Below are 22,701 nucleotides of genomic sequence, written 5' to 3'. Positions count from 1 at the left end.
GTGTCAACACATTTTAATAACACATCAACACAATTTCCAGATATGAAGAAAGGCGGGGCCTCATCAACCGAAGATGATACCAAATATAATGGAGTTATACAGTTGTATTTGGTTATGTAGTCCTGCCCGTTAATCCTTTACAATATAACGATAAAATAGAAAAGAGCTGCTAAGACAAAACGGTATAGCGCAAACCATTCCAATCGAAGCCGTTTAATCAGTTTGATAAACGTCACTACTGCAATCATTGCCACAATAAAGGATGTCATAAAGCCAAATAACATTAGAAAAAAATCGTCAGAATTCAGCAAATCGCGACTATCGTACAAATCCAACAAGCTTGCACCAAACATAACAGGCACGGAAATGAGGAACGTGAAATCTGCAGCGGCTTTTTGGCTAGTGCCAAGCAAAAGACCACCCGAAATCGTCGAACCCGATCTCGAAAATCCCGGCCACAATGCCAAACACTGGAACAGGCCAATCCCGAAAGCCTGTTTATAATTAATCCCATCAATCGTATCAGCGGTTTCAGTTCTCCTACTCCGTGCAGCAATGATCATCAATACTCCACCCACAACTAGACCGATCAAGACAGGGGTTGGGCCGAATAATTTGCTTTTTATTGTGTCCTTGAAGAGAAGATATAGGATTAATGCTGGTAACATAGCCAAAATCATATGAATGACATTTAATCCCTTACTTTTGGAAAAGTCCATTCTAATCATATTAGCCCCAATCTTCAAATATCTCCTCCAATAAAGAATTAGAACTGCCATCACTGCACCCAACTGTATAACAATTTTAAATGTTATTGCCGCGTCTCCCTCAAAGCTAAGCAAATTGCCTGCTAAAATAAGATGTCCAGTAGACGATACCGGTAAAAATTCAGTTAAGCCCTCAATTATGCCGAGTATGATTGCTTTAATTACATCACTCATCAGTGGATAGCCCCCTTTCGAAAATAAGCTCGTACAACAATTTCTAGTATAAGGGGGAGCATATCTATATTCCCATCGCTTAACATAACAATATTCAATTTAGTATGACATAATTGTCACATTGCTCATATTCTCTATTGAATAAGTGATCATTAAACAAAGACGACTAGTTAACATAGTATTGATTATGTTAACTAGTCGTCTTCGTCTTCTTTTATTAGTCAATTCATCGCCTGAGCAAAGCTCGTTATCCTGTCCAAAGCTAACCCTGTATTGCCTTTTTCCTTTCCTTTGGCAAGCCGGAGGATTAATTTGTCCGCTGCGGACATTTTATCGGTGTAAATCTCATCTCCGAATACTTCCTTCACAAGGGCTTTGCTGTACAATTCTTCAGGAAAAGCAAGTCGGAGCTCTTGCTCCGCCTGCTCTCCCTTCAAGCCTGCGCAAATGAACAGCCCGAGACGTTTGCTCTTCAACATCTCCTTATTTTCCTGGGAGAATTGCGCCATTTCCTTGCGGATTTTCCCGTAATAGACGGAGCCGCCTAAAATAATATTGTCATACGCAGTAAGCGGCGGAACTTTGACGTACTTAAGATTGATCGCTTCCACTTCGCCCCGCAGCTGGGATTTCAAAAGATAGGCTGCCTTCTCCGTACACCCGTATTTAGTGGCATACAAAATCAATGTCTTCATTATACCCGCTCCTTGTCAGCTTCCAGAATGGAACTATCCTGATGCTATCGCTAGCATCGCCTGCAAATGACGTGAAATCAAGGCTTCCTTCTGTTCCTCCGGGGGATTCTCCACAGTCAGTCTGATAATCAACCCGAAGGCTGCGCTCCAAATAACTTGGGCAGTCAGCTCCAGTTCACGCTCACTTTGTGACCCCAAGCCCTTGAACCTGCGGAGTGTTGCGCACAGCATGCCGATTGCTTTCCGTTCCTGTGAAGCCCCCATATGCAGCACCGCAGTATGCCTGAGGACTGCCGCAGAATCATTAAGCAATATATTGCGGTATTGTGTCCCCTCCGCTATAGCCATATGGATAAACTGCGACAAAGAGCGGCTCAACGCCTCCTCCGGTAATAATTCTTCACTGTTATGTGCCGTGGCAGCGTTCAGTTTCTGAAGCAGATTGCGATACCCTTGCTCCAGCAGTTGCCCGATGATATCCTCTTTCCCCTCAAAATAGTGATAAATAATCCCAGGTGAATACTCCATACGTTCAGCTATTTTGCGGATCGACAGCTTCTGTATTCCATTCTCGGCCACTAATTGGCCTGCCGTTTCCAGAATCAGTATCCGCATAGCTTCCCGCTCACGCTCTTGCCGGCCTTCTTTGCTCATGGTGACTCCTTTCAATAATCCGATTAATTAAACAATGTAATGTTATTAAACAACGTTCAATATGTAATTCAAATATATATCTGTACAACTCGTATTGTCAACATGTATAAAACTTTTGAATGGATCAGCAGCGGTGCATATAATGAAATAGGCTAACTTTACAGCGGCTACAAAACAACCGATGCCAAGCTAGCCCATGTACTGCTCTATGAATTAATCCGCTCCAATACGCTACATCATCCCCGTTATCAGCAAATTTACGCCTGTTACGTTTACAAGCACTCGCATGATCTATAAAGTATGGATCACGCCTCTTGCTCAAGCTATAGTGGATAATGATGCTTCAGACTAATCTCCTTATGAAATAGATGTTTAATTATCGTACCTCTTTTTCCAATCGTCAGACCATTCCTTAAAGGTTAGACCTGTCACTTCTTCAAGCGTCCTTCCGTCCAGCGAATAGGCGCTTCCCATCAGCAACTCGCCTTCTTTAAGCGGAAACGAAGTCCCGCCAATCACTTCTCCATCGGCCATCAGGATGTTAACATTGGTGGTATCCGTCAGATATATTTTTTCGAGCGGATGATTAGATACGGTGAACTTATAAATGGTTATTTTTTTCCCTAGATAATCATCCGGGGAAGCGGCTTGAACACCCCACATCTGCTGATAAGGGGTCGATTCTGGACTTCCATACAGCAGCTTTTTAGTCAACGTGTATTCAAAAGCCTCGTCTTCTGTAGAGATGATCTTATAGCCTTGCGCCTTAACATAGTCATATGCAGTTTGTTCATCCCTTGCAGGTTCTTTACTGCAGCCCATTAGAATCAGTAACATAAAGCCGATCCATATGCCAAAATATCTGTGTGATCTCATTTCACCCCTCCATTTCTTCAGACCAAGCAGGTGCTGGAGTTGCTACAAAGACGCCCTCCGCCGGCATCAACACTCCGAGCGGCAAGGTCCGATGGGCGGAAAAATCAGCAGAGATTTCTTCCCCTTCAATTATGTATGTCCTTCGCAGCTGCCGTTGGCGAGAGTTCAGAAGTTGAGGATACTCCGGTCTGAATCGCTTCTTGCGCTACATCAGAAGGCATATTCGCAAGCTTGTCATCACCATTCTTACAACCCGTAAATAACGCAGACGATAGCGCAATACAGACGATCCACAATTATTGTTTCGTCATATCCATCTAAAACTGCCTCAATTACCAGACGCTGGAAAACAGCAAAAGTTGCGATTTCAAACAGTATCAGATATACCGTTGTGGATGAAAACACTTAGAGTGAAGCGCAATTTATTTTTTAATCTTATTAATACTTAATGTACTGAAGTACTGACTTGGGTTACCTTGCTTTGGATTAAAGCGCTCTTTAAATTCTCCATGCGTATAGCTGCCGATCACCCGGTGCCAAAAGTTGCGGGCAGGCGTATTGGCGCGGATCTGCGACACCTTCCAGTCACCCGGAAACATATCAAACAACCGGTGGGCTGCCCATGTGCCTACACCGCTGCGGCGGTATTTCTGCATCACAAAAAATTCAGTCATGTAGTACTGCCCTTCCGGGTTGCGAAGCAGACGGTCCACCAGTGCGAATCCGGCAATATGCCCATCCACCGTAAACAAATAAGCGAATTTATTGTTGCCGCTGTTCCAGTAAGCTTCAAGTCCGGGATACGCCGGAAAGCCGCCATCACGGTCTACCTCAAGATCCAGGTAACGGGTAAAGTCATACAGATAGAATTGCATGAGTCTGCTGATCGTCTGCTTTTGCTCCTTGGGAACCAGTTCGATTCCAAGCTCCATTAGGTTCACCTCTGCCATTCACGTTTACTTCACATCATATAACTTTGTCACTTCTGGAGCAAGCGCACCGCCCTCTCCGTTTACCGGAATCAGGCCATATGTCGATAGAAGACATTATGTCTGATCCCAGAATGGATGTAATAGATATCTGCCTGCCCTCTCCGCTGCATAAGACTTACACTGTGGAGGCGATGAGATGCGGCAAACATGTATTTTGCGAAACGCCGGTTGCCCTTGAACCGGAAGATGTATAGGCTATGCTCCCGGATGAGCAGCAATACGGCCGCAGAATTCTCGTCAATCAATTCATCATATTCGATTACGTCTATGAGTACTTGTATAAAGCGCTATACTTCCGAGGGCCAAGTAGATATTCCCGCTAATCCCGAACAATTTCTATGAAAAAAGCTTGCTACTTGAATGGAAGTACATCGCGATTGAATCCGTTGACTTTTGCCGCCCGTTATGTGATTTCATCCTTTTTCCTGGTGATTGTGATTAGGTAAAGATATGTGTTGTAGGTGGGCGAATGGGCTAGATGAAGCATTAGGTTTTGATTTTTCTATTGTGAAATATTCATATAATGAATTTTTATAGTAATGTGGAAAAAGGGGACTTATTCGTTGATGCCGACGGCTCGTGATTTATCTCTTTTAGACAAAACCGGAAGATTGTTAACATAATTATTATTATGTGAATTCGTGACCTTCCCAAAATCAATACAGCGGCAGCACTTCAAGCAGAAACCTATACATCCTTATATTTGAACAGAATCATCTGTTCTTGCTGCCGCTCTTTTGCTCTTTCATCGCATCCGTATGATACTCCTTGCCATTGGCTTGCTTCCCCTCAACTCCGGGACATTTTAAGCACGCATTTGTCTAGCTTATCCACCGATAATCCAGCTCCAGCTTCGTGCCCCTTCCCCTTGACCCTGCGCAGAATCCATCTGTCCAATGTTGATGTTTTCTCCGGATCAATCTCATCACCCAGGATCTCCTTGAAGATGCCCTGTTGTACAAAACCTCAGAATGAGCTTGCTTCAGTTCCTCCTCCGCCTTCTCCCCTGTCATTCCTGCATAGACGAACAATCCCCAGCCGCTTGTTTAACAGCTCCTGCTGATATTTGGACGTAAACAACGCCATTTCCTTGCGGATTTTGCCAAAGTAGATGGAGTTGCCCAGAATTACCGTGTCATATGAAGCCAGGGCCGGCACTCTGGCCTATTTTAGATTCATAACCTCAGCCTCTCCAAGCCTGGATTTCAAAAGTATTGCGGCCTTCTCTGTACATCCATATTTACTGGCATACATAATCAATGTTCTATTCCTCATAATATCCGCCCCTATTCTATGGGTAATGAGTTTGAAGACTATCCCGGTTCCTGTACATTGCTCAATACAAGGTACAAACAAACAATAACACCCAAATGAAACGCAGGGAACGCTACCAGCTCTACTGTAGATACACTTACTCCCGCCCTCAGCATCCCAATGATCATGGCTGTGATGGAGGTTAGGAGAGCAGCGGCTTTCACTATGACTACAGAAGCAAGCAGATAACCATAAGGCCGCCTGCGAATGAGCAGTACCCCGGTAATTGCCGTGAGCGGAACAACAATAGCTAAATCGAGTGCCTGAATCACTAATGTGCTGTAATGCTCCAACCCTACAGGGGCTGTCTCTTCCCGTAAAGAACTAGCAAGCCTGCCCAGCCATAACATCATAATCATAAACGCGGTAAACAGCAGGAAAACGCCGATGCTTGTGGCCGGTAAACTGTGTTTAAAATAACGTTCTACCTTCTCCCGCTCTAGGGACAACAGTGTCAGAATAAAAGCAAATAAGCTGGCTGAGAACAACATGACATAGATTAGAAACAGCTGATTGTACATAGACAGGAAGCTGTAAGACGCATAAGTATATGTAAAATATCCCAAGGCTCCAGCTAACAGCAAACGTCCTCTGACCCTCCCTCTGAAGCTCATAACCAGTGACACAACCAGCAAAGGAACCCCCAATACCAGCGTAACTCCATCCTGGGCTATCGCCTGAGCAGCAGCGGAAACTGAATCGTGTTTATATATCCCACTACCATATAATTCGACCTTGTCACCCCAGATAGAGGTAAAAGATTCAGACCTTCTTGCCGCCTCCGGGCCGTGACCTGACAGCAATCCGTACCCCGACGCAATTATCGCAAGGAGAATAATTAAACCCGTTAAAATGCCAACTGATCGTCTATATTCCATTGGCGTCTCCCCCTGGTCGAATAGTCAAGCAGAAACGGCTTTGCCGTCCTTTAAAGGACGGAACCGTTCCAGCCCCCGATTCCTCCGCTGTTGTCACCCGAATGAACTGCGGCAGCGACTGGCTTAGCTTCTCCTCAGCCGATTCTTCATTCTGCGAAGTGTGTAATCGGGCTGTTAGTCCATCAATCAACTTCCTGTACCCCTGCTGTAGAAGCTGCTCCACAATAGCCTCCTTTCCCTGAAAATAGTGATAAATGATTCCGGCGGAATAGTCCATCCGTTTAGCAATCTTGCGGATAGATATCTGCTTCATCCCCTTCTCGGCCACCAGCTCACCGGCTATTCTCAGAATCAAATGACGCATCGCTTCGCGTTCCTGCTCTTGCCTTTGTTCTTTGCTCATGATTTCAAAATTCCTCCATTTGCGTTTAGAGCAGTGAATTTAACACTGCAATGTTTTTGAACGCTGTTCAATATACATTATATGGTACTATACTGCTGCGGGATGTGATTATTTTGATATTCTTAAGGAATCTCATTTCCAAATTGTATAATTTCCTAACAGAAATAGAGCCTGAGATAGCCCCGGCGGGCATCCCAAGCTTTAGATTTATCATTCAGTTGCCGAATTAAGTTAACATAATTATAGGGTAGCATTAGAATGAATTATGAAGATTACACACCCTGCTGATCGTCTGCTTTTGCTCCTTGGGAACCAGTATTCCAAGCTCCATTAGGTTCACCTCTGCCTTTCACGTTTACTTCACATCATATAACTTTGTCACTTCTGGAGTAAGCTGCCTGCCTCTCATTCCCGGTCCAGCACAAAACATGATATGATAGATTTAGACCGCAACACTTCAAACCTAAGCAAACTATGAAAAAGGTGATTGTTATCAGCATCCAAAAAAACAGCGACCGGAAAAATCTCGACCAGAGGCTGCATCTTATGCCATGGTTTGTACAGCAATTCATTGACTATAAACGGCCGGATCTGTCGCCTTCAACCCTACTGGAGTATATCCGTGATTATGAATCTTTTTTTGGGTGGCTGCGTGTGGAAGGTCTGTCAACGGCCGGCAGTAATGCTGAAATCACTCTGCTTGATCTGGAAACACTCCATATGGACAGTATTGTCGGCTACCGGCTGCATTTAACTACCCGCGCCGAAGGAACGAACACCCGGGTGACGGTATCCCGCAAGCTGTCTGCTCTGCGCTCCCTGTTCCATTACCTGAGCCAGATTGCCGAAGATGAGAATTTCTACCCGCTGCTGAAGCGCAATATTATGGCCAAGGTGGAAATCAAACGCATTCATAAACCGAAAGATACCGCAGCCAAGCTAAAGGGGAAAATTCTCGAAGACGAGGAACTGCTGGAATTCGTAGGTTACATCTATGAGGGTTATGGCAGGGACGTTGAGGCTAACAAGCAGGCATATTACTCCTTTCAGTTGAACCGGGAACGGGATGCCTGCATCGCCAGTCTGATCTTGAATTCCGGCCTGCGTGTATCCGAGGTGGTTAATCTCAACGTGGATGATCTGGATGTGAATAACAAGCTGCTTTATGTATACCGTAAGGGCAATAATGACGAGACCTTCAAAACACCTGTGTATTTCCGCGAGCAGGCCAAGGATGATCTCTCGCTCTATCTAAGTCTCCGCCAGGCCCGCTACAAGACGCCAAAGAGGGAAAAGGCGTTGTTCATAGCATTGCCCAATGGCAGCCAGGAAGGGAAACGGATGACAAAACGGGCGATTCAAGAGATGATTATCAAATACGCCAAACGTTTCGGAAAGCCGTATTTGACTGTGCACAAGCTGAGGCACTCTTTCGCCACGGACTATTATCTGCAAAATGATATCTACAAAACCAAGGAGCAGCTTGGACACGCTTCGACCGAAACTACCGAAGTCTATGCCCATCTTACGGACAAAACGATGTCCGAAGCGATTGAACGGCGTGTAGAGAGCTGATGGCATCACTGCTGCTCTGAAGGAAACATGTGAAGCTGCATTCGAGCGGAGTTTTGTTCTAATGCTGAAGAGTATTTAATTTTTATTATTGTAAGGAGCATACCCATGTCAGAGAATTACAATTATTCACCATCCGGCCCGGCCGGAGCTTCTCTCGTTTTGCAATCTGACTGCGAGAACTGTTTTGGCTTGTGCTGTGCGGCGCTGCCCTTCGCGGCTTCGGTAGACTTCGCGATGAACAAGAACGCCGGACAGCCCTGTCCCAATCTGCAGACGGACTTCCGTTGCGGTATTCATACTGCTCTGAGAGACAAGGGCTTTCGGGGCTGCACAGTGTATGACTGTTTCGGGGCAGGCCAAAAGATATCCCAAATCACCTATGGCGGCAAGGACTGGCGGCAGGCTCCCAAAACATCATCACAGATGTTCGAGGTATTCCCGGTAATGCGTCAGCTACATGAACTGCTGTGGTATCTCACCGAAGCACTTCATTTCCAGTCTGCTGCCCCGCTTCATAGTGCGCTGTCTACCGCTCTGGAGAAGACCGAACAACTCACGAACCTGAAGGCCGAGGCGCTGCTGGCACTGGATGTTGCTGCACACCGGGGGGAAGTCAACGAATTGCTCCTGCGTACCAGTGAACTTGTGCGTGATACGGCCCGGAGGGAGCTGAAGTCGGTTCCCAAACGACAAGCAAAATATGGCCGCGGCGCGGATCTGATCGGCGCCAAACTGAAGGGTGCGGATCTGCGGTGCGTAAGCCTGCGGGGAGCCTATCTCATTGCCGCTGATCTCAGCGGTGCAAATCTGCAGGCTGCTGACCTCATTGGCGCAGATTTCCGGGATACTAACCTAAGCGGAGCTGATCTGACCGGCAGCCTGTTTCTTACACAAGCACAGCTTAATGCAGCCAAGGGCAATACCTTAACCAAGCTGCCTCCAGCGCTTGCCCGTCCTGGTCACTGGACATAGGATCTTCAACAATAGCAGCCCCAGTCTTCCGTTACCATGGAGGACTGGGGCTGCTGCTCCTTATGACTTGATTTTGAAGAGACTGTTCAATGAAGCGCGGATAGAATTTTTTGGGTTTTCTATTGTGAATTTTTCATATGTTGAAATTTTGAAAATAATTCCGTTGCTGCCACAAAAAATCAGCGATTGCCGCACTGTCGTTGATGCTGAATTGCCGGATTCCCGGCTCAATCCACACGTTGTCCTTCATTTCCTCCCAAAATGCGGCAGCGACCTTATTCTGCGCATTGTTCAGCAGGCTCAGGTCTTCTTCGTTATGAACCAGTACTATTTTAGGATAAGCTTCGTGTTTGAAGCCCTCAACGAGCACATAATCATAGCTGGAAAAAGCTGAAATCAGCTCTGCCAAACTGCTGCTGCGTTCTTCGATCACCGATGTTTTTCTGCCGCTGGTGATGGCAATTGCGGATGCTCCGGCCTGCCGTTGCTGCCAGGTATCTGTCCCCGGATGATCCATTTCATAGTCATGGGCATCATGTTTAATCACCGCCACAGTGCAGCCGTGCCGCTGCAGCAGCGGAATCAAGCCACAGATCAGCGTAGTTTTGCCGCTGTTTTTATAGCCGACAATCTGGCATACGGCAGGTGGACTCTTGTCGCCACCGCCATTCGATTCCGCACCCGTTCGAAGACTTCCCACGGGAAACCGGCTTGTCCTGCCTGCATTTCTGCTGCAGGTATGGCTGTTCTTGCTTTTTCCATCCCTGCCTCTTCCTAGCCTTGAGTTGCCAATGTTCAGCCGCGCAAAGTCCCGGCCTGTCTCACTTCTTTTCTTGCCCCGCTTCATCATGTTTCTGCTTCACCCCTGATCTCTAATTCACGCACGCTCCCGCATGGCTGGTAGAGTCCATTCAGCCCTGAAGTTCTCCCGGCAGCTTTAGCACCCTTACCTTAGCGCCGGCGCTCAAGCCGCGTTCTTCCGGCGGAACGACAATCAGACAATCGCTGTCCTTGATCGTTACCATGACCGAAGATTCGTCGATTGCTGCCGGATAGGCATACAAGCAGCCGTCACGGAATTCCAGCCTTGCGCGCACATAACGTGTATAATTGTTCACCTTCGAATAATCTGCGCCAAGCACAGCCGTCCATTCCGGCAAAAAAGGCAGCGTAGCCCCCTGCATCAGGGAAATGACCGGCCGCGCAAACAGATGAAAACCTACGAAGCAGGCTCCGGGATTTCCGGACAGTGCCAGCAGCAGCTTGCCTCCGCGAACAGCAGCTGTTGTGACGCTTCCCGGGCGCATCGTAACTTTATTAAATAGCATGTCGCCGCTGTTCTCCCGGACCAGATCACCCATAATATCGTAGTCCCCCACCGATACACCGCCCGTAGTGATCACCATGTCATAGCTGTCCAGAGCCATTTGCACTTTGCTCCGGGCCAGCTCCAAGTCATCTATGATTGCACCCAGCATGAAAGGCTCACCCCCGGTCTCCCGCACCAGCGCTTCCAGCATCGGTGAGTTGCTATTACGGATTTTTCCGGGTTGAAGTGGCTCATCTACCTCCAAAAGCTCAGTACCCGTAGCGAAAATCCCGATCTTAGGCCGTCTCAGTACTTTGACAGTATGTACTCCAAGCGCTGCCAGCGCAGCGATCTCACCCGCAGCAATCTTCCCTCCTGATTGAAGTACAATCGCCCCTTCTTTCAGTTCAAAACCCTGCGGGGTAATATTGCGGCCGGCCTGCTGCGGCTTGCGGAGTCCGACAAAACTTTTGCCATCAGCTTCCCGGGTTTCCGTGATCTCCAGCATCACAACCGCATCCGCACCTTCAGGCACCTGCGCCCCTGTCATAATTCGCGCGGCTGTTCCGGACGTTATACTTACAGCAGGTACAGCTCCGCATGGAATATCATCCACGACTTCCAGCCAGACCACGTGGTCTGGCCCGCAATCCTTAGTATCCCCGGCGACCAGCGCATACCCGTCCATCCCTGACCGGTTAAATGCCGGAAAAGGATGCGGCGCAATCACCGGCTCGGCCAAAAAACGCCCGCAGCTCTGATTCAGCGGTACTTCCTCACCATCCAGCAGTTTTGCATATTCAATCACCCGGGCTTGTGCTTCTTTAACCTGGAGTGCTTTTCGATGAAATTTACGATCCGGCGTATCCTGTCTGCTATTCATAAGAACCCTCCGTCCTCTGTCTCATGTGGCATCATGTGCCTACTGTTTGCTGCTCCGGTACAGAACTATTTTAACATGAGGCCCGGGAAAGTGATATTGGATATGAGTGTCTGTTCTCGGTATTTCCCGCTTAGCTTTACAAGACAAAGAAAAAAGGATACCCGCTATAGAAGCGAAGGTATCCTCTAATCCCCATTTGGGATGCAAAAAAAACAGGTGTTGAATTACGAAGCCCGGATCACTTTGACATCTCCCGGAATTACTTTCTCGCCCTCATAAAGCATAAACCGCCCGTTCTGCCATTCCACCCGCAGCAGCCGGTAATCATCGGACTGGTACTGCCAGACATGCTGCTCTCCGCCATTGGTATACGGCGTCTGTCCTGTTACCGCTGCGAACCCTTCGTATTCTTCCTCAAGGTGGAACGTGTAACCATCCAGCTCCAGCGTAGAGGGTACCTCAGCAGGATCATCCAGCCGGCCGTCAATCGGTTGATACAGACTGTACTGCAGCTGTTCACGCTCCTCGATATAGAGATAGGAGATCTTGCTTCCGTCACGGAGTGTCAAGACAACCGCATTGCGGCCGCTGGTTTTCGTCCGTCCCGTTACTTCATAAGTAACCAGCGACACTTCGCAAATATCTCCCGGGGAGAGATGCAGCATACTTTTTGGTGCAGCCGGTGCTTCTGTTTTGGAAAAAAGATTACCTATACGTTTCCATATACTCAAACTCCATCATCCTCCTGCTATATTTAACCTCGTATATAAGCCGCAATAATTAATGCCCCCGTTACATGCAGCGAGCCAGCCAATAATCCATAACCGATTTTGCCCAGCTGGGTGCCATAATCAAGATTAAGCTTACCCCAGCGGCTCAGCAGCAGGCGGACTGACTTTTCAAGGAAAAACAAAAGAACAAAAGATACTATCGAGACAATAAGCGCATCTCCCAGACCCTTTGAAGTGGAAATGGATGCCGATAATATGTAGGCTTGGGCCAGCAGTTTCAGTACGAAACGCGTTGTGACCGCCATATTACCTGCCTTCAGTTCCTCCAAATCATTATAACGGGTAAACAGCGAATCCACGAACATCAGTACACATAGAAGCACTGCGCCGCTCACCGTCCATACAACCATGGACACCAGTGTTTGGAAATCCATTGCTTTAGCCCCCGCTTATTCAGATTGCTGCTCCTATCCGACCACATAGAGAAGGCGAAGGAGAAACCGCTAGTTCCGTCTCCCCTTCGCCTGTGAACACCGGCTTTAGGACCGGTAAGTCCATATCCTATTGTTTGTCGTATTGCTTCATCAGCGCAGCCAGCTCATCTTCTACAGCTTGGTCCTTGCCCAGCTTCTCGAATTCATCGTCAAGCGATTTGTTCCCCGAGCTCATCTCATTGCTGGCTTCTGCCTGAGCTTCAGCTTGCAGCATTTTTTCTTCCATGCGCTTCAATCCGGCAGAAGCCGAGTCAGAGCTGAAACCGCTCATTGCCTTATTAATTTCTGTTTGCGCCTTTGCGGCATTGAAGCGGGCTACCAGAGTCTCACGTTTGTTCTTCATCTGTGTGAGCTGCTTGCGCATTTCATCCAGCTTGGCACGCAGGTTGTCGGCTGAAGCTTTATTCTGCTCGAAGCTTGTTTTGTACTCCACCAGCTTGACTTCAGCGGATTTCTTCTCTTCCAGCGCGCGGCGGGCCAGATCGGCATTGCCGGCTTGGGCTGCCGTATGCGCCTGCTGGTTGCGCTTGGCTACAAGTGCTTCCTGCTCTTCATACAGCTGTTTGAATTTCTTCTCGATGGCGATCTGGGCAGCTACCGCTTTCTCAGCATCCTCCAAATCCTCGGTCATGTCACGGATATATTGGTCCGTCATTTTGACCGGGTCTTCCGCCTTGTCAATAATCGCATTCACATTGGACATGGTCAAATCACGCAATCTTTTAAATATAGACATCGGTTCATTCCTCCAAAATAAAAGTTAATTTCTCATTTGGTATCTTTTACGCAGAGTGGCGAGAATCGTTTCAAATTTATTGCGTTAAATATTGATCCACCTTGCTGTATACGATTTCTACAACTTTAGTGATGTCCTCTTTGCTCAAATCATCATAATGAATGCCCATAACCACCGTGACCGTCTTACCCAGTGCAGCCGATACCTTGAGCGCGATGGCTTCACTGATTGTATGTTCTTTGTGATGGGGGACGGCAGAGGTGGATACGCTGATGTTATCACCGTCAACATATGCGGTGCTTGCCGCACCGATATGGCGGACTCCTCCGGTAATGAGCAGCAGTAAATCACGGCCTACAGCTATTGCAGACAGTTCAATGTCCTCTGGATGGAACTCATAAGCAACCAACCCGATCTCCCCCTTCCCATTATATTAACCTTGAAGCACGAAGATATCTCAGGTCAGCGGAAAAACAGTACCTGCAAAACTTGGGAGAGCTCACACAATACCGCGGATCTCGTCCAGGGAAGAGATGTTCTCTGTTAGCATGAACTGCTGCAGTTCCTCCACAAGCGTGCTGCCTGCCCGCAGGTTCATGAAATTATAGGTTCCAACCTGGATAACCGTTGCTCCGGCCATAATAAATTCTATAATATCCGTTGCCGAGGTAATTCCGCCCATACCGATTACCGGAATGGACACCCGTTTGGCTACCTGATGCACCATACGCAGCGCCACTGGCTTGATCGCCGGACCGGACAGTCCGGCATACAGATTATTGAACACGCTGCGGCGGCGGCGGACATCGATCTTCATCCCTGAGATCGTGTTGATCAGCGAAACCGCATCCGCTCCCTCTTCCTGGCACATCACAGCCATTTCGGCGATATCCTCGGCGTTGGGTGACAGCTTCACGGCGAGCGGAAGTTTCGTTGCTGCTCTGACCGCACGCACGACCTCCTGTGCAGCAGGAGTCTTGACACCGAAAGCGATGCCTCCTTCTTTTACATTGGGGCAGGAAATATTAAGCTCAATCATGTCCACCGCAGTTGTACCGGCTAGACTCCGGGCTTCGGCATCCCGCTGGATCAGCTCGGCACCGAGCACATAATCATGCAATGTATTGCCGCCAAGATTCACAATCCGCGCAGTATCCAGGGTCTCCCAATAGGGAAGTTCCTTGGCCAGAAACCCTTCCACTCCAGGGTTCTCCAGACCCACACTGTTCAGCATACCGGAAGCCGTCTCATAGACACGAACACCGGGGTTTCCGGCCTTGGCGTTAAGAGTAAGACCTTTGCCGGAGATTCCTCCCAGCATGGACACATCATAAAGCTTGCCATACTCACGGCCGAAGCCGAAGGTACCAGAAGCCATGACGATCGGATTCTTGAAATGTACGCCTGCTATATTGGCAGTTAAATTAATCATGGAAGAGCACCTCCTCCGCCAAAAAGACCGGCCCGTCCGCACATGCCTTACGCTGCCCGTCTCGGCAGGACACACTGCATACAAGACATGCACCTATCCCGCAGGCCATCCGGTTCTCCAGTGAAAGATACACGCCCGGTATTTTGCCTGCAGTCTCGGCTGCGAAGCCTTTTAATTGTGCTGCTTTCAGCATAGGGTGCGGTCCACAGACAAAAATATGATCATAGCTGGTAAAATCAACATTGTCGAGAATCAGGCCGCCGACATTGACCGTCAGCTCCGCCGCCAAGGGACGAAATGCTTCCGTACGGAAGGCTTCCCGGCTGAATCCCAAATAAATGTCGCTGTTCGGAAGCTTCTGCGCACAATAATAAAGCGGAGCAATGCCAATCCCCCCGCCTACCAGAGCAACCTTCCCCTCAACTTCGGGAAAGCCATTGCCAAACGGCCCTTCAAGATCAATGTTATCTCCGGGTGTCAGACCGGCAAAGATTTCAGTGCCTTCCCCGACCACATGATAGAGAAATTCGACACCGTCATCGTTTACTTGATGTATGCTAAGCGGTCTGGACAACAGCGGATAGGCTCCCCATGCCCGCAACATGTAGAATTGACCCATTTCACCGCCGTAATTCCCTTCAACCCGAAGGTGGTACACTCCATCAGCCAGCCGCTCGTTAGTTATAACTGTCGCCACGTTATCAAGCTCCTTCAAATTTAATCTTATTAACCATGCCCTAGAAGGAATTTAAAATCTGTGACATATTTCACATTGGTAGAGTGCTATTTTCTGTGCCATACCCCGCGCTCATAGGGTTTCGGCACATTCGCTTCGTCTACCCCGCCAAGCGCTTCCTCTGCATGCAGCGCCCAGTAAGGGTCACTGAGCATTGCCCGGCCAATAGCTACGAGTTCCGCCTTCTCTTCGGCAACTATGGACTGGGCTTCTGCGTAGTTCTCAAGACGTCCTACCGCTATAACCGGAACCTGCAGTCCGCTTCTGATATATTCAGCGAGATCCACCTGATAAGCCGGACCCGCGTTAGGTCCGCCATTAGAGCCGACCGGTCCTTCTCCGCCAGAAGATACATGGAACATATCTACGCCAGCGTCTTTATACCGGCGGCAAATGTCCAGAGCATAGGCTTCATCATAGCCGCCTTCGACATATTCTCTGGCTGATACTCTCATCAGCAGCGGCATCTCTGCGGGCAGTACTTCTCTAACTGCTTGGACCACCTGTTCGCCGAACAGTGCTAAATCAGCTCCGTACTCATCCTCTCTAATGTTGGTGAGCGGTGAATGGAACTGATGAATCAGGTATCCATGGGCACCGTGAATCTCTACCGTGTCAAAACCGGCTTCCACTGCCCTGCGCGCGCCCTCACGGTAAGCCAAGACAAGCTCTGCGATCTCTTCTTTAGAGAGGGCCTGAGGTGTTTTGGACTTCTCATCGAACGGAATTGCCGACGGAGCAACCGGCGGTTCCGCATCCAGAGCCTTGCGGCCTGCATGACCTAACTGAATAGCAATTTTGGCGCCGTACGCATGGACCCCATCCGTAATCTTACGGTAGGCCGCTATCTGGTCATCGCTCCAGATCCCGGTGTCGTGGTTAGTGATTCGCCCATCTGGATGCACACCGCTCATCTCTACAATAATAAAGCCGGTTCCGCCAACGGCGCGGCTGACATAATGCACGAAATGCCAATCATCCGGTATTCCGTCCTGCTTGTGCACCGCATACTGGCACATTGGGGGCATAACTATCCGATTCTTTAAAACTAAAGCCTTCAATTCATAAGGCTTGAATAAATCAGTCATTTCCGATTCCAACCTTTCCGGTTATCCGATTTATAGTGGAAGCGAATCTCCCATTTCATTAGTATACACGTAAAATTCACGGCAATAAATCTCAAACTGTGAGCATGGAAGTCCAGCATAAATTAGCCTCCGCTTGGGGATAACAAGGGAGAAACAGCAGTGCGCGAAGTTACATAGGAGGTGTGGATGAATGGATAAGCTGCTAAAAGGGCGGAAACTGCTCATTCTCTTAGCAATTACAATGGTTCTGCTTAGCCCCGCGACCTCTGCAGAGCTTGTTTCAGCCTCTTCTCCCCTGCTGCAGCAACCGGAAGAGCACGGAACCCCTCAGCCACAAAATGCTGCCGAAGACGAAGTAGAGGCTATCGCACCCGGTTCTTCTTCTTCCGCAGCGGCTGCCCGGCGGCAAAAACGCAGCAGAACTCTGACTCTAAGCCAGCTGATGCGCAAATATCCGGAGACGATTATGACCAAGGGGCCCCGGAACAGGATGATCGCCCTGACGTTTGATGATGTTCCTGACCCGCGTTTCACACCGCAGCTGCTGGATGTTCTCCGTAAATATCATGTGAAAGCGACCTTTTTTGTCGTCGGAAGCCGGGCGGAGAAACATCCTGCACTGGTGCAGCGGATGATCAGGGAAGGCCATGTTGTCGGCAACCACTCCTATAATCATCCGGAATTCGGGAAGCTTAGTGTAAATGAATTCCGGACACAAATTGTGCGTACCGAAAATATTATTGCTGCTCTTGCCGGGTATAAGCCACGATTAATTCGCCCACCGTATGGAGATATCAGTGAGCAACAACTCAAATGGGCAAAAAGTCACGGCTACAAGCTGATCCATTGGAATGTTGATTCTTTGGACTGGCGGGGGTTGTCAAAATCACAGGTGAGAAACAACATTCTGTCCCATGCGGGCAAGGGGGCGATTGTGCTGCAGCATGGCGGCGGCGGCCAAGGAAGCAATCTTCGGGGGACGATCCAGGCGCTCCCGGAAGTTATTAATATCTTGCGCAAGCGGGGCTACACTTTTGTAACGGTCCCCCAGATGCTTCAGGTGGATAAAAATAAGTAACTATTTAATTGGCTTTAGCCTCTACGTTGTTCATTATTTCAACTGATAATAGCAAAAGCTTCGCCGTCCATTTAGGAACGGTGTTCGTATGAAATTAAAATAAAAAGGAAACGAGCTGCCATGATCTCCGGCATTCATCGTTTCCTTTTGAGTGTGGCTTAATAGCGGCGTGGAGCCTTAAAAGCAGACTATTCAATAATGTACAAATTCACGTACTGAAATCCAAAATCCGATACGAAGCTTTGGCTTCCGGGAATAAAGATATCTATACGGTTGCCTTTGATCGCACTTCCCATATCCGTGGCCGTGGCCAGAAATGCCTGCTTCGGCAGCCCGGGATGCGAATGTCCGGTCACCAGCACCTTCGTGCCGAGCGGAATCACATTCGGGTCTACAGCAATCGTGCCCAGCTTAAGCGCATCGCCGAAATAATCGACCGCCCCCCATTTGCCGTTCTCACTGGCTGCTGAGGAGTAAGCTGTAGCTTTGGCCTGAATAATCTTGGCATAGTTGAATTCTTTCCCCCAGGCTTGTACTATATTGGATTCCTTCTCCACGTTCAGGCTGGTCGAAATGACGGAAGCTGGGAACGAGGTGTCTGCAGCAGCAATAAGTTTATTCTCACGTGGAATGGTGAGCTTAAGCCCCGGATAAATATTCATGCTCGCAACCGACTTGTTGGCGTTCATGAGTTCATCGACACCGATACCGTAGTAGTTCGATAGTGTATAATAGGTGGTAGTTTCTCCTGCAATATGTACGCTGTCCGCCTTGGCGGGGACTGCATGCAGCAATGTACTGATGCCAACAGCAGCAGCAAGGGCTGTAATGGCTCTGAATCTGATCTTCATATTTGCCTCCTTCATTAGTGGGTGCAAGAGGGTTCCCGTGAGGGAATATCTCGCACCAAGATAACTCTGGACGTATGTACCTTCTTCTTATGCCTTATGCCGGCATATCCAGTGCAGTAGTTTGTAAACTAACAGTATTGAATATATCACAATTTTGTAACCAATGCCTAAGAAATTGTTACCATTCTGATAGAATTTACTTTTTCTCCACGCATTCAGAGGAATACTTTTACATAGTAATTATATTTTCCCATTACATTAAGAGGTTTTTTAAGATATTCGGATATTATCCGCGAAAATTTTACACAGATTTAACAATTCCCCCTTCGGCAAATAGTAGAATGGTAGAATACGATAAAGTTATTAAGACATTGAAGCACACTTGGAGGGTCTATGAACGCAGAAGAGAAAAAAAACAACCATAGCAGTCCAGCTACTGCTTACCTCAACCGGGACTTAAGCTGGATCGAATTTAACCGCCGTGTACTGCTTGAAGCGCAGGATCTGGATAATCCGCTGATGGAACGCGCCAAATTCCTCGCGATCGTATCCAGCAATCTGGATGAGTTCATCAGTGTGCGTGTAGCCGGAATTCAGGATCAGATTAGAGCCGGCTATACGAAAAAAGATTTTACCGGCTATACCCCCTCCGGATTGTATAAACGTCTGATCAAGCGGGTCACCAAAATTATTGCCGACCAATACCGCACCTTCCGCGATATCTCCCGGCATTTGCATAAAGAAGGCATTGTCTTTGTTAACTATGAGGATCTGACCCATGCTCAGGAGTTGTCGATTGAGCAGTATTACCGCGACATTATTTTCCCTGTTCTGACTCCGATGGCCGTTGATCAGAGCCGTCCGTTTCCGCTTGTGCACAGCCAGTTCATCTATCTGGCTGTGGTGCTGACCCGTAAGAACAGCCAGGAAGAGGATCCCTATTTCGCCATCCTGCAGATCCCTTCCAACCTGCCGCGGTGTATTCCGCTCCCTCACCGTTCCAACAGCAAAAAACGGCAGTTCGTCTTTATTGAGGATGTTATCCGCCATCATATTCAAACGTTATTCAGCGGTTATGAGCCGGTAGCAGTCAGCGAGTTCCGGCTAACCCGCAACTCTGATCTGACGATTGATGAGGAAGGCGCAGAGGATTTGCTCGAAGAGATTGAAAAGGAGCTGCGCAAACGCCGCCGGGGTGTTCCCGCCCGGCTTGAGGTGCAAAAAGGGATTCATCCTTATGCCCTTGAACAGCTGCAGGCCGAGTTCGAGCTTGAGGATTTTGTCTTTGAAATTGACGGGCCCCTTGACCTAGGGTTCCTGCGGGGATTCGCAGGCAGCCTAAAGGGCTTCAGTTACCTGTTTGATGCTCCGATAGTGCCGCAATATCCGGCGGAATTTGAGGAGAATGAGGATTTCTTCGAAGTGCTGCGCGAGCGCGATGTGCTAGTGTACCATCCATACGAATCCTTTGATGCGATGAGCGACTTTATTATTCAGGCTTCCGAGGATGAGCATGTCATGGCCATCAAGATGACCCTGTACCGGGTCAGCGGCAACTCGCCGCTGATTACCGCCCTGGCCAATGCCGCAGAATCGGGCAAACAGGTTACCGTGGTAGTAGAGCTGAAAGCCCGGTTTGACGAAGAGCGGAACATTGCCTGGGCACGCAAGCTGGAACAATCCGGCTGCCATGTTGTCTATGGCCTGGTCGGGCTCAAAACGCATGCCAAAGTAACGCTGATCGTCCGCCAGGAAGGGAACGAACTGCGCCGCTATGTACATGTCGGTACCGGGAACTACAATGACAGCACAGCCAAAGCCTACACCGACCTCAGCCTGTTCACTGCCAATAATGAAATTGGGCTGGATGCCTCAGAGCTGTTCAACCAAATGACCGGTTATTCCGCCAATTATGACTGGAATGCCTTCATCGTCGCTCCGACCAACATGAGCCTGTCGCTGCAAAAGCTGATTCTCCGCGAAGCCGAGCACGCGGCAGCCGGCAGACCGGCACGGATTATAGCCAAGATGAACTCTTTGTCCAATCAGGAGGTCATCGACAGCCTGTACAGTGCAGCCCAGGCCGGTGTTTCCATCGATTTGATTGTACGCGGCGTCTGCTGCCTGCGCCCGGGCATTGAAGGCCTGAGTGAGCGGATCACAGTCCGCAGCATCGTCGACCGTTTTCTTGAGCATTCACGCATCTATTATTTCGAGAATGGCGGCAAGCCGGAAGTGTATTTATCCAGCGCCGACTGGATGACCCGCAATCTGACCCGGCGGATTGAACTGATGTGTCCGGTGTTAGACAGTGGCATCCGTAAGCAGATCGTCAAGATTCTTGATCTGTCGCTTAAGGATAACGTGAAAGCCAGCTTCCTTCAGCCGAATGGATACTACGAAAGGCCGGACGACAAAAAGGCTCCCTTCCGGAGCCAAGTAGCCGCTTTGGAGGTCAGTCATTGGAAAGGGAGCCGAGCTTTACCTTCACCGACCAAGCATTCTTAAATGCTTTTAGGGCGTTCTCAATGTCTTCCTGTCCGATATGCACCTCACCTACACCTTCAAGCTCCAGATGAAGAGTATTGCCGTGCAGCTCCGCATTCAATCCGCGGATTACACCGATCTCGGTGCTGTCCAGAGCAATGCTCAGCTGTACGAGCGTACCCAGCTTATGAATCCACTCCTCGTCGGAAGCCAGTAAAATGTCCTTATGTGTCTGGGACAATTTCTGCTTCCGGCTTTTTGTGCTGTAGGAAGCAATAAGCGCACTGAGAATCAATTGCCGGTGGGTAAGACCCCGAATCGGTGAATTCATCAGCCAGTAGCGAGTATGCCGTTTCGACTGGTAGTAGTTAATATTCGACCCTGTACGATGCAGCATGATGGAGACATAGATCAGCATCTTCTGCTCTTCGCGGTCACCTTCATGTCCCAATGCGCCAAACAGACTCATCGCAAGCTTGCAGATATGTTCCAGATGCCCTTTAGAAGTGCGGATATCGAAGCGGATTATCGTATCCAGACTGAACTCCAGCGCACTGTCACACACCGGCTGCTCAGGATTTAAGAGGTCATGCAGCATGCCTTCCCGCAAACCTTCCCCGCTGATGAGTGCCTGACTGGCTCGGATATAGTTGTAAACTGTATGGAAAATGACCAGCCCCGACACAATGATGTCCGCCCGGCTCTTGGACAACCCTTCCATATCTTTCCGTTTCTCATAAGGCGTATCAGGCAGTATCTCCATAAACCGGTCTATCATTTCACTGGAGAGTACATAACCATGAGAATTCGGCAAGGAATACTCCCTCATCTTCTGGTCCAGCTTGCCTAATGAACGGAGCGTTCCCCCGAGGCCGTATAACGGCAGACCAGCACTGGTGCCCAGCCACTCATGCTCGACTAGCCTGCCAGTCACATAAGCCTGGAGCTTCTTCACTTGTTCGCTGTTCCAGTTGCCTTGGTGGCTGAACATGAGGTTGGTGTTGACCGCACCGAATGGAAAGGAAATGCTGTGCTGATAGCGCCGTCCGCGGAACAGGGTAACCTCCGTACTGCCGCCGCCAATATCAATCACGAACCCGTCCTGAACATCAAAGGCATTAATGACACCAAGAAATCCAAAGTAAGCTTCCTGATAGCCGCTGATCACCTCAATTGGAATCAAGGAAGCCTCTGAAAGGTATGTAATGATCTCGGAAGAATTTGCGGCGTTGCGGATGGCCGCTGTCGCTCCTGCACGGATCCTATCCACCTCAAAAGCGCTGCAAATCTCCTTGAACTGGCGCAAGACAGGAATAATGGTGTCCATATCTTTCCGCTCGAGCCTGCCCGCTTTTGTAATCTTCTCACTTAGCCTTGCAGAGTATTTGCATTCCTTGATGATTTTGTAACCTCCTTGCCGCGTTGTATCATAAATCACAAGACGAATGGAGTTGGAACCAATATCAATGATGCCTATCCGGCAGAGATCATCGCTCATCTGTATGTACCCCCTTCAAGTTGATCGAGCATATTTATATACTATATCACCCATTTAGGTCTTAACCAAAAGCAAAAC

At 48.7% G+C, this 22,701-nt stretch carries 24 protein-coding genes; 5 read left to right on the top strand and 19 right to left on the bottom strand.

Annotated features, from left to right (window positions below; translation table 11 throughout):
* Positions 1 to 137: 137 nt before the first annotated feature.
* From AC3WT9_RS02805 to AC3WT9_RS02785, 5 genes are all read right to left on the bottom strand, one after another.
* Positions 138 to 941 (bottom strand): undecaprenyl-diphosphate phosphatase, encoded by an 804-nt coding sequence (locus AC3WT9_RS02805; RefSeq protein WP_341378818.1) that lies wholly within the window; start codon positions 939 to 941, stop codon positions 138 to 140.
* Between the two features lie 221 nt (positions 942 to 1,162).
* Positions 1,163 to 1,636, bottom strand: a complete 474-nt coding sequence (locus AC3WT9_RS02800) for a flavodoxin domain-containing protein (protein ID WP_341378819.1) — start codon at positions 1,634 to 1,636, stop codon at positions 1,163 to 1,165.
* 33 nt (positions 1,637 to 1,669) lie between these two features.
* Positions 1,670 to 2,290 (bottom strand): TetR/AcrR family transcriptional regulator, encoded by a 621-nt coding sequence (locus AC3WT9_RS02795; protein ID WP_341378820.1) that lies wholly within the window; start codon positions 2,288 to 2,290, stop codon positions 1,670 to 1,672.
* A 372-nt stretch (positions 2,291 to 2,662) separates the two neighbouring features.
* Positions 2,663 to 3,166, bottom strand: coding sequence for a hypothetical protein (locus AC3WT9_RS02790; RefSeq protein ID WP_342479933.1), 504 nt, complete (start codon positions 3,164 to 3,166; stop codon positions 2,663 to 2,665).
* 422 nt (positions 3,167 to 3,588) lie between these two features.
* On the bottom strand, positions 3,589 to 4,116 hold the full coding sequence (locus AC3WT9_RS02785; protein WP_341093688.1) for a GNAT family N-acetyltransferase: 528 nt from the start codon (positions 4,114 to 4,116) through the stop codon (positions 3,589 to 3,591).
* Between the two features lie 80 nt (positions 4,117 to 4,196).
* Between AC3WT9_RS02785 and AC3WT9_RS02780 the strand changes: the two genes are divergently transcribed.
* Positions 4,197 to 4,352: a Gfo/Idh/MocA family oxidoreductase gene (locus AC3WT9_RS02780; RefSeq protein ID WP_341093689.1), complete on the top strand. Its 156-nt coding sequence runs from the start codon at positions 4,197 to 4,199 to the stop codon at positions 4,350 to 4,352.
* A gap of 772 nt (positions 4,353 to 5,124) precedes the next feature.
* Here the strand turns inward: AC3WT9_RS02780 and AC3WT9_RS02775 are convergent.
* From AC3WT9_RS02775 to AC3WT9_RS02765, 3 genes are all read right to left on the bottom strand, one after another.
* Complete coding sequence (locus AC3WT9_RS02775; RefSeq protein ID WP_341093690.1) at positions 5,125 to 5,316, bottom strand: flavodoxin domain-containing protein; 192 nt, start codon at positions 5,314 to 5,316, stop codon at positions 5,125 to 5,127.
* Positions 5,317 to 5,471: 155 nt separating this feature from the next.
* Positions 5,472 to 6,350 (bottom strand): hypothetical protein, encoded by an 879-nt coding sequence (locus tag AC3WT9_RS02770; RefSeq protein ID WP_341378822.1) that lies wholly within the window; start codon positions 6,348 to 6,350, stop codon positions 5,472 to 5,474.
* Entirely contained in the window at positions 6,340 to 6,753 is a 414-nt protein-coding gene (locus AC3WT9_RS02765; RefSeq protein ID WP_341093692.1) for a TetR/AcrR family transcriptional regulator, read from the bottom strand. Before AC3WT9_RS02765 ends, AC3WT9_RS02770 begins: the two co-directional genes overlap by 11 nt.
* 492 nt (positions 6,754 to 7,245) lie before the next feature.
* On the opposite strand from AC3WT9_RS02765, the gene xerS reads away from it, so the two are divergent.
* Both xerS and AC3WT9_RS02755 read left to right on the top strand, forming a co-directional pair.
* Positions 7,246 to 8,328, top strand: coding sequence for a tyrosine recombinase XerS (xerS, locus tag AC3WT9_RS02760; RefSeq protein WP_340899802.1), 1,083 nt, complete (start codon positions 7,246 to 7,248; stop codon positions 8,326 to 8,328).
* Positions 8,329 to 8,433: 105 nt separating this feature from the next.
* Entirely contained in the window at positions 8,434 to 9,300 is an 867-nt protein-coding gene (locus AC3WT9_RS02755) for a pentapeptide repeat-containing protein (RefSeq protein ID WP_341093693.1), read from the top strand.
* A gap of 133 nt (positions 9,301 to 9,433) precedes the next feature.
* On the opposite strand, the gene mobB is transcribed toward AC3WT9_RS02755, so the two are convergent.
* From mobB to AC3WT9_RS02710, 9 genes are all read right to left on the bottom strand, one after another.
* Positions 9,434 to 10,150, bottom strand: a complete 717-nt coding sequence (mobB, locus tag AC3WT9_RS02750) for a molybdopterin-guanine dinucleotide biosynthesis protein B (RefSeq protein ID WP_341093695.1) — start codon at positions 10,148 to 10,150, stop codon at positions 9,434 to 9,436.
* Between the two features lie 61 nt (positions 10,151 to 10,211).
* Complete coding sequence (locus AC3WT9_RS02745) at positions 10,212 to 11,492, bottom strand: molybdopterin molybdotransferase MoeA (RefSeq protein ID WP_341378823.1); 1,281 nt, start codon at positions 11,490 to 11,492, stop codon at positions 10,212 to 10,214.
* A gap of 224 nt (positions 11,493 to 11,716) precedes the next feature.
* Complete coding sequence (locus AC3WT9_RS02740) at positions 11,717 to 12,223, bottom strand: DUF4178 domain-containing protein (protein ID WP_341378824.1); 507 nt, start codon at positions 12,221 to 12,223, stop codon at positions 11,717 to 11,719.
* Between the two features lie 23 nt (positions 12,224 to 12,246).
* Positions 12,247 to 12,657 (bottom strand): DUF350 domain-containing protein, encoded by a 411-nt coding sequence (locus tag AC3WT9_RS02735; protein ID WP_341093700.1) that lies wholly within the window; start codon positions 12,655 to 12,657, stop codon positions 12,247 to 12,249.
* Between the two features lie 127 nt (positions 12,658 to 12,784).
* On the bottom strand, positions 12,785 to 13,453 hold the full coding sequence (locus AC3WT9_RS02730; protein WP_341093703.1) for a PspA/IM30 family protein: 669 nt from the start codon (positions 13,451 to 13,453) through the stop codon (positions 12,785 to 12,787).
* 76 nt (positions 13,454 to 13,529) lie between these two features.
* Positions 13,530 to 13,862, bottom strand: coding sequence for a prenylated flavin chaperone LpdD (gene lpdD / locus AC3WT9_RS02725; RefSeq protein WP_341093704.1), 333 nt, complete (start codon positions 13,860 to 13,862; stop codon positions 13,530 to 13,532).
* Between the two features lie 90 nt (positions 13,863 to 13,952).
* Positions 13,953 to 14,885: a dihydroorotate dehydrogenase gene (locus AC3WT9_RS02720; RefSeq protein WP_341093705.1), complete on the bottom strand. Its 933-nt coding sequence runs from the start codon at positions 14,883 to 14,885 to the stop codon at positions 13,953 to 13,955.
* A complete protein-coding gene (locus tag AC3WT9_RS02715) occupies positions 14,878 to 15,582 on the bottom strand; it encodes a dihydroorotate dehydrogenase electron transfer subunit (RefSeq protein ID WP_341378825.1) in 705 nt (234 codons plus the stop codon). Before AC3WT9_RS02715 ends, AC3WT9_RS02720 begins: the two co-directional genes overlap by 8 nt.
* A gap of 86 nt (positions 15,583 to 15,668) precedes the next feature.
* Positions 15,669 to 16,709 (bottom strand): NADH:flavin oxidoreductase/NADH oxidase, encoded by a 1,041-nt coding sequence (locus tag AC3WT9_RS02710; RefSeq protein WP_341093708.1) that lies wholly within the window; start codon positions 16,707 to 16,709, stop codon positions 15,669 to 15,671.
* Between the two features lie 190 nt (positions 16,710 to 16,899).
* Here AC3WT9_RS02710 and AC3WT9_RS02705 point away from each other — a divergent pair, with 190 nt between their 5' ends.
* Positions 16,900 to 17,787 (top strand): polysaccharide deacetylase family protein, encoded by an 888-nt coding sequence (locus AC3WT9_RS02705; protein ID WP_341093710.1) that lies wholly within the window; start codon positions 16,900 to 16,902, stop codon positions 17,785 to 17,787.
* 188 nt (positions 17,788 to 17,975) lie between these two features.
* Here the strand turns inward: AC3WT9_RS02705 and AC3WT9_RS02700 are convergent, their stop codons facing one another.
* Positions 17,976 to 18,638: a 3D domain-containing protein gene (locus tag AC3WT9_RS02700; protein WP_341093712.1), complete on the bottom strand. Its 663-nt coding sequence runs from the start codon at positions 18,636 to 18,638 to the stop codon at positions 17,976 to 17,978.
* Positions 18,639 to 19,031: 393 nt separating this feature from the next.
* On the opposite strand from AC3WT9_RS02700, the gene ppk1 reads away from it, so the two are divergent.
* The gene (ppk1, locus tag AC3WT9_RS02695; protein WP_341093713.1) at positions 19,032 to 21,146 is read left to right on the top strand and encodes a polyphosphate kinase 1; all 2,115 of its coding nucleotides are present in this window, start codon (positions 19,032 to 19,034) and stop codon (positions 21,144 to 21,146) included.
* Here the strand turns inward: ppk1 and AC3WT9_RS02690 are convergent.
* A complete protein-coding gene (locus AC3WT9_RS02690; protein WP_341378826.1) occupies positions 21,094 to 22,623 on the bottom strand; it encodes a Ppx/GppA phosphatase family protein in 1,530 nt (509 codons plus the stop codon). The genes ppk1 and AC3WT9_RS02690 overlap by 53 nt on opposite strands.
* Positions 22,624 to 22,701: the final 78 nt, after the last annotated feature.

Source organism: Paenibacillus sp. EB106-06-01-XG199, from assembly GCF_058791575.1.
Note: the sequence above shows the minus strand (reverse complement) of the source record. Positions and strands in the feature narration are given on the sequence as shown.

Bases quoted from the DNA above. Each gene is read 5' to 3' on its own strand.
- AC3WT9_RS02795 (WP_341378820.1), bottom strand. From the start codon at position 2,290: ATGAGCAAAGAAGGCCGGCAAGAGCGTGAGCGGGAAGCTATGCGGATA.
- AC3WT9_RS02780 (WP_341093689.1), top strand. From the start codon at position 4,197: ATGTCGATAGAAGACATTATGTCTGATCCCAGAATGGATGTAATAGAT.
- AC3WT9_RS02805 (WP_341378818.1), bottom strand. From the start codon at position 941: ATGAGTGATGTAATTAAAGCAATCATACTCGGCATAATTGAGGGCTTA.
- AC3WT9_RS02755 (WP_341093693.1), top strand. From the start codon at position 8,434: ATGTCAGAGAATTACAATTATTCACCATCCGGCCCGGCCGGAGCTTCT.
- AC3WT9_RS02730 (WP_341093703.1), bottom strand. From the start codon at position 13,453: ATGTCTATATTTAAAAGATTGCGTGATTTGACCATGTCCAATGTGAAT.
- AC3WT9_RS02790 (WP_342479933.1), bottom strand. From the start codon at position 3,166: ATGAGATCACACAGATATTTTGGCATATGGATCGGCTTTATGTTACTG.
- AC3WT9_RS02745 (WP_341378823.1), bottom strand. From the start codon at position 11,492: ATGAATAGCAGACAGGATACGCCGGATCGTAAATTTCATCGAAAAGCA.
- AC3WT9_RS02770 (WP_341378822.1), bottom strand. From the start codon at position 6,350: ATGGAATATAGACGATCAGTTGGCATTTTAACGGGTTTAATTATTCTC.
- AC3WT9_RS02800 (WP_341378819.1), bottom strand. From the start codon at position 1,636: ATGAAGACATTGATTTTGTATGCCACTAAATACGGGTGTACGGAGAAG.
- AC3WT9_RS02705 (WP_341093710.1), top strand. From the start codon at position 16,900: ATGGATAAGCTGCTAAAAGGGCGGAAACTGCTCATTCTCTTAGCAATT.
- AC3WT9_RS02700 (WP_341093712.1), bottom strand. From the start codon at position 18,638: ATGAAGATCAGATTCAGAGCCATTACAGCCCTTGCTGCTGCTGTTGGC.
- AC3WT9_RS02735 (WP_341093700.1), bottom strand. From the start codon at position 12,657: ATGGATTTCCAAACACTGGTGTCCATGGTTGTATGGACGGTGAGCGGC.
- AC3WT9_RS02785 (WP_341093688.1), bottom strand. From the start codon at position 4,116: ATGGCAGAGGTGAACCTAATGGAGCTTGGAATCGAACTGGTTCCCAAG.
- AC3WT9_RS02710 (WP_341093708.1), bottom strand. From the start codon at position 16,709: ATGACTGATTTATTCAAGCCTTATGAATTGAAGGCTTTAGTTTTAAAG.
- AC3WT9_RS02765 (WP_341093692.1), bottom strand. From the start codon at position 6,753: ATGAGCAAAGAACAAAGGCAAGAGCAGGAACGCGAAGCGATGCGTCAT.
- ppk1 (WP_341093713.1), top strand. From the start codon at position 19,032: ATGAACGCAGAAGAGAAAAAAAACAACCATAGCAGTCCAGCTACTGCT.
- mobB (WP_341093695.1), bottom strand. From the start codon at position 10,150: ATGATGAAGCGGGGCAAGAAAAGAAGTGAGACAGGCCGGGACTTTGCG.
- AC3WT9_RS02720 (WP_341093705.1), bottom strand. From the start codon at position 14,885: ATGATTAATTTAACTGCCAATATAGCAGGCGTACATTTCAAGAATCCG.
- AC3WT9_RS02690 (WP_341378826.1), bottom strand. From the start codon at position 22,623: ATGAGCGATGATCTCTGCCGGATAGGCATCATTGATATTGGTTCCAAC.